Here is a 5,788-nt window from a genome sequence, read left to right on the forward strand (position 1 = left end):
GCATGCGGACGAACGAGAATCGACAGAAAGGACGACAGCCTTGCACTCACCCCCTTGACGCTCGAGCGATTAGACGACCCGCTGCGCGGGACGGGGATGAGGTGGAGATCACGAATCGAATGTCGCGCTCGCATTGAGGGTGGTTCGGCAGCGGCAGAGCATGTAGTTCCAGCCAGCCACCATCGGCAGGCAGCTGGCAGCCTTGCCATCACATCCTCCTCTGACGAACACCTAGTACGGTCAACCCTTAGGTGCCGCACTGCGCCGCTCGAGCGCGGTCTTGCGGATGATTTCTGCGATCTCCGGGCTGCTGCTGCACAGCATCTGGAAATCCGCCGAGTGTAGCGACAGAAGTGAGACCACCGTTGTGGCGCTGACGGTCGCCGAGCGTGGTTCGCCGGTGATCAGCGCCATCTCGCCGAAGAAAGCGCCAGGGCCCAGCTCCACCGGGTTCGGCGTCGCGACGCTGACGCGCCCCTCCACGACGAAGAACATCTGGTCACCGGTCTCGCCATTGCGGCAGATCACAGCGCCCGCCGGCACGATGCGAGGTCGTAATGCGCGCACGATCTCGACTAGTGTGGCCGGGCCGAGCTTCTGAAACAACGGCACGGCGGCGACCAATTGCCAATTGCGGACGAAATCCTCGCGACGGACTTCTTGATAAAAGCCGGTGGCAAGAATGCCAGCCCAGAGCGCGAAGATGCCGATGCCACTCATCATGACCGCCCCGGCAAGGACGCGGCCGGCGAAGCTTTCCGGAATAGCGTCGCCATAGCCGGTGGTGGACAGCGTGACCACCGCCCACCACATTGCCTGGGGGATGCTGCCGAACTGTTGCGGTTGGACGTCGCGCTCGATGACATAGGCTGCGAGCGCAAAACCGATAAGAACGATGCCGAAGACCGTGGCGACGCCGATCAGATTGCGCGCTTCGTTGGTCAGGATTCTGCCCAGCAGCGGGAAGAAAGTTGAATCGCGCAGCGGTTTCAGCAGCCAGACAGCACAGTAGAGGCTCCGGTCGGGCGTGCCGACGAGCAGAAATGCGGCGAGTGGAACCAAAACCGCGAGCACATCAATGGCGATTGCCGGCGTCCTGTCCCGAACGTCTCCCGCCCGGCGCTTGAGCAGTTTCTCGGCCAATTCCAGGAGATAGACGCCCCAAATGACTGCGAGCACGGCAGCCAAAGCCAGTCTGCTTCGTCCGGACAGGTCCGGTGTCGTGAGCGTAGCCACCGCCACAAGCCCAGTCGCAGCCAGCACCGCGTTGAGCGGCGCGTAAATTCTTAAGGAAGGCAGTACCGACATTCTATGCCCACGAGCGGATACTACCGTCCAGGATAGAATGCCTTCAAGGCAAGCGCAAAGGTGCTAATTCGATATGGAGATTACCGGGCCACCCTTGGTCGTCGCTGGACCATAGGCCATGAGCCATCCGATCAGGGTCGAGATCGAGCTGCCCCTCGAACCACACCCAGCGCCGGCTCGTTCTCGGTTGGACCTTTGCAGCCCTGATCCTGTACGGATCGGTGTTCACTGGCTGGCACTATGCCGTGGACGGCTACGCATCAATCATTGTTGTGTCGGTGATCTGGTGGGCGACCGGACGCCTGGTGCGCGAATAATCATGTGCGCCTATCGATAGATGGCCATGCCCGCCGATGGCCTCTTCGCATGGGCAAAACTCGCGATCGTAATCAGGCAAAGGGCACGTGCCCCGACAAGGACGCTCCCCGCCGTGCTCGAAGTTCAACGTGTAAGAGATTCCGCTTTCGAATTTGATGGTGCGGTCGAGAAGCATCGCCGCACCGGTTCGCATATTGATTTTAAAGAATTTTTTCTAGAATTCCATAGCGATTTGTATCACAGTTTGTATCTCAGTCCGTATCGCACGACGCGGACCTGGCCACGTGGTAAGTCGCCCTTCTTACGAGGAACCGAAACGACATTCAGCGTTGTCGTGCTTGCGCCAAGATCTGTTCTCGCCGAGCCAACCTCCAAGTGTCGCATTTGGGGCCGACAGCGGAATGGCGGCTCCGGGACCTCAGGATGACGATAGCGGACGTCTGTAAGCCAGCTTCAGTTTCTCAATCTGACCCGAAACAGACTTTTGTGCGATCATTCGGAACGGTCGCAAGAAACTCGAAGTGGCATTCGCAACCGCGCAAACGGTCTCCCTGACAGCGAGGCGCTGGCGTGACGTTTGACGCGAGTAAGTTTTGCGCTCGCAGCCAACACAAATTGGGCGTATCGTGGCATATCGTCGGTTGCTAATAAATGAGCCGGCGACTGAGAGCGCAAGACTCCCGCAGCGGACTGGGCGCGCTAGAATCCACAACTACTCGTCGCGCCCACGAGACCATCTGCCTCTGCCGGAACCTCTTTTGCTCGGTTCCGGCCAGAATTGTCGTTTGCGATTCGGAAGAGGAGCGTTCGGATGCAGATCATGCAAACCCGCCGCCGATTCCTGGCCGGCGCTGCAATGGCGGGCGCTGCCGGCATCGTCGGTCTTCCGGAGTCACTCCACGCGGAGCCGTCGCTGGAAACAACGACGGTTCGTCTGCCGCGGTGGGTTGGTGGTTCCTACTGCTGGGCAGGCGCGTACATCGCCGGAGAACTGATGCGCGCAGATGGCTTCACCGACGTTCGCTACGTGGAAGCCGACAGAAGCGTCGACCAATCGGAATGGATCGCACGCGGTGAGACCGATTTCTCTGTGAATTTTCCGCCGAATCAGATCGCGTCGATCGATGCCGGCGTGCCGATCAAGGTGCTAACCGGGTTGCACTCGGGATGCCTCGAACTGATCGCCAAGGAGAGCATCCGCAGCGTCGCGGATCTGCGGGGCAAGAGGGTGGGCGTGGATGGTTTCAATAACTCGCGACACGTGTGGCTGACTCTCATGTCCGCTTATGTCGGGCTCGATCCCGTGAACGATATCCAATGGGTCCTGACTGAAGACGCCACCCCGACGGAGCTCTTCGTCCAAGGAAAGATCGATGCATTCCTCGGCACGCCGCCCCAGCCGCAGGAGCTGCGCGCCAAGAAGATCGGCCACACGATACTCAACAATGCCGTCGACCGCCCATGGTCACAGTATTTCTGCTGCATGATCTCCGCGACAACGGACTACGTGAACAGGTACCCGGTGGCGACCAAGCGGGTCTTGCGATCCATCCTCAAGGCGGCTGACCTCTGTGTGTCGAATCCGCAGAGGGTGGCCCGGCAGATGGTCGATCGCGATTTCGTCCCATCGTATGACTACGCGCTCCAAACGCTGAAGGATATCCGGTACGACCGGTGGCGGGAATTCGATCCTGAAGACTCCCTGCGGTTCTACACACTCCGCATGCAGGAGACGGGCATGATCAAATCGAGCCCGCAACAGATCATCGCCGACGGAACGGACTGGCGCTTCCTCGACGAGTTGAAGCGTGAGCTGAAAACCTGATCCCATTTGTCTCAAGGGGAGACGTGGACATGGAAATCATCCAGAGCCGCCGGCGCTTCCTGGCCGGCCTTTCGGCAGCCGGCGCCGCGAGCCTAGTCGGGGTCCAGCAATCGCTCCCCTCAGAGCCACCGCCGGAAACGACTAGCGTCCGCAGGCGAGCCGCTGCGGAGCCACCGCCTGAGACGACGCGGATCCGGCTCGTCCGGATTCCCAGCATCTGTCAGGCCCCCCAGTATGTAGCCGAAGAACTGCTGCGCAGCGAAGGGTTCACTGAGGTGCACTACCTCCAAAAAGAGGGGACCGCAGACATCGCGCCGGCCCTCGCCTCTGGTGAAGCCGACCTCAGTGCGCATTTCGCCGCCCCGCTCCTTCTCAGCCTGGAAGCGGGGGATCCCATCGTCATCCTGGCAGGACTCCACGTCGGCTGCTTTGAGCTGTTCGGCACCGATCGCATCCAGTCGATCCGCGACCTCAAGGGGAAGACCGTGGCCGTGCCAGCGCTAGATTCCAGCCGATACGTCTTTCTCGCCGCTATGACGGCTTATGTGGGCCTGGACCTCCACAAGGACATACACTTCGTCACGCATCCGGGACCCGAGTCCATCCGGCTCCTAAGTGAGGGGAAGATCGATGCCTACCTAGGCTTTCCCCCCGAACCGCAGGAGATGCGGGATCGGCAGATCGGCCATGTGGTGATTAGCAGCACCGTGGACCGGCCCTGGTCCCAATACTTCTGCTGCATGCTGGCTGGGAACCGGGAGTTCGTCCGCACGTATCCGGTGGCTACCAAACGCGCCCTCCGCGCCATCTTGAAAGCGGCGGATTTCTGCGCCAGCGAGCCGGAGCAGTCCGCGCAGTACTTGGTGGAGCAGGGCTATACTAGGCGCTATGACCATGCCCTCCAGGTCATAAAGGGGCTCCCCTACGGTTGGCGTGAGTATAGCGCTGAGGACACCCTGCGCTTCTACGCCTTGCGCCTCCACGAGGTGGGGATGCTCAAGAGCACCCCCAGAAGCTCTTGGCCCAAGGCACCGACTGGCGCTTCTTCAGCGAACTGAAGAAGGAGTTGAAGACGTAGGCAATCGCCAACACGCCGCGCGCCCTATCGAGGGAAGGAGAGGCTTATGCAGATCATCCAGAACCGCCGCCGTTTCCTAGCCGGCGCTGCGTCAGCCGGCGCCGCGGGCCTTATCGGCACCTCGACACAAGCCTGGGCTGAGCCGCTGCCGGAGACCACCTCGGTCCGCCTGCCGCGGTACATCGGCGGCGCCTATTGCTGGGCGGGCCTGTACCTCGCCGGAGAGATGCTGCGCGCCGAGGGGTTCACCGATGTCCGCTATGTGCAAGGTGACAAGAAGGTTGATCATTCGACGTGGATCGCAAACGGCGAGACGGATTTCAGTGTGAACTACGTGCCGATTCATCTGGCGTCGATCGATGCAGGAGTGCCGATCAGGGTACTAAGCGGACTGCACTCCGGGTGCCTCGAACTGATCGCCAGCGACAGCGTCAAAGGCATCTCGGACCTGCGGGGAAAGCGGGTTGGGGTCTTTACGCTTGATTCGCCGCAATACCTGTTGGTTTCTCTGATGGCCGCCTATGTTGGGCTCGATCCCGTCAACGACATCGAATGGGTCATCGAAGAACACAATTTTGCGGAAGGCTTCGTCGAAGGAAAGTACGATGCAGTGCTCGGCCAACCGCCCCGCACGCAGGAACTTCGCTCCAGGAAAGTAGGCCACACGATCCTCAACTCAACCACCGACTCGCCCTGGTCGCAGCATTTCTGCTGCATGATTTCTGCGACTGCGGATTATGTAGACAGATATCCGGTAGCGACTAAGCGTGTCCTGCGGTCCATCCTCAAGGGCGCCGACCTCTGTTCCTCAGATCCGTCATGGAGTGCAGCGCAGCTAGTCGATCGAGGGTTCGTCCCCAGCTACGAACTCGCGCTGCAAACGCTTAGCGACATCCGGTACGACAGATGGCGGGATTACGATGCCGAAGCCTCGATGCGCTTCTACGCGTTGCGCATGCACGAAACGCGCATGATCAAGTCGAGCCCGCAAGAGATAATCGCTACTGGAACGGATTGGCGCTTTCTCGATCAACTGAAACGGGAGTTGAAGACGTAGGCAATCGCCAACACGCCGTGCGCCCTATCAAGGGAAGGAGAGGCTATGCAGATCATCCAGAACCGTCGCCGTTTCCTTACAGGCCTGTCTGCGCTCGCAGCCGCGGGACTTGCGAAGGGCCGCAACGCGGCCGCCGCCGAAGCGGCACCTGAAACCACGGTCGCCCGCTTTGCGGCGGCGCCGGGTATCTGCATCGCTCCGC

The 5,788-nt window shown here is 60.6% G+C and carries 4 protein-coding genes; 3 read left to right on the plus strand and 1 reads right to left on the minus strand.

The features are described 5' to 3' along the window. Positions 1-240 precede the first annotated feature (240 nt). On the minus strand, positions 241-1,308 hold the full coding sequence (locus NKK47_RS34635) for a cyclic nucleotide-gated potassium channel (RefSeq protein ID WP_352579881.1): 1,068 nt from the start codon (positions 1,306-1,308) through the stop codon (positions 241-243). 1,129 nt (positions 1,309-2,437) lie between these two features. On the opposite strand from NKK47_RS34635, the gene NKK47_RS34645 reads away from it, so the two are divergent. From NKK47_RS34645 to NKK47_RS34655, 3 genes are all read left to right on the plus strand, one after another. Then, complete coding sequence (locus NKK47_RS34645; protein ID WP_352579882.1) at positions 2,438-3,451, plus strand: ABC transporter substrate-binding protein; 1,014 nt, start codon at positions 2,438-2,440, stop codon at positions 3,449-3,451. 29 nt (positions 3,452-3,480) lie between these two features. Next, positions 3,481-4,509, plus strand: a complete 1,029-nt coding sequence (locus NKK47_RS34650; protein WP_352579883.1) for an ABC transporter substrate-binding protein — start codon at positions 3,481-3,483, stop codon at positions 4,507-4,509. A gap of 66 nt (positions 4,510-4,575) precedes the next feature. After that, the gene (locus tag NKK47_RS34655; RefSeq protein WP_352579884.1) at positions 4,576-5,586 is read left to right on the plus strand and encodes an ABC transporter substrate-binding protein; all 1,011 of its coding nucleotides are present in this window, start codon (positions 4,576-4,578) and stop codon (positions 5,584-5,586) included. The last annotated feature ends 202 nt before the right edge of the window (positions 5,587-5,788 follow it).

Origin of the sequence: Mesorhizobium sp. M0019, assembly GCF_040323975.1 — a bacterium.
Taxonomy (GTDB): Bacteria; Pseudomonadota; Alphaproteobacteria; order Rhizobiales; family Rhizobiaceae; genus Mesorhizobium.

Excerpts from the sequence above, each read along its gene's own strand:
- NKK47_RS34650 (WP_352579883.1), top strand. The coding sequence starts at position 3,481 with ATGGAAATCATCCAGAGCCGCCGGCGCTTCCTGGCCGGCCTTTCGGCA.
- NKK47_RS34645 (WP_352579882.1), top strand. The coding sequence starts at position 2,438 with ATGCAGATCATGCAAACCCGCCGCCGATTCCTGGCCGGCGCTGCAATG.
- NKK47_RS34635 (WP_352579881.1), bottom strand. The coding sequence starts at position 1,308 with ATGTCGGTACTGCCTTCCTTAAGAATTTACGCGCCGCTCAACGCGGTG.
- NKK47_RS34655 (WP_352579884.1), top strand. The coding sequence starts at position 4,576 with ATGCAGATCATCCAGAACCGCCGCCGTTTCCTAGCCGGCGCTGCGTCA.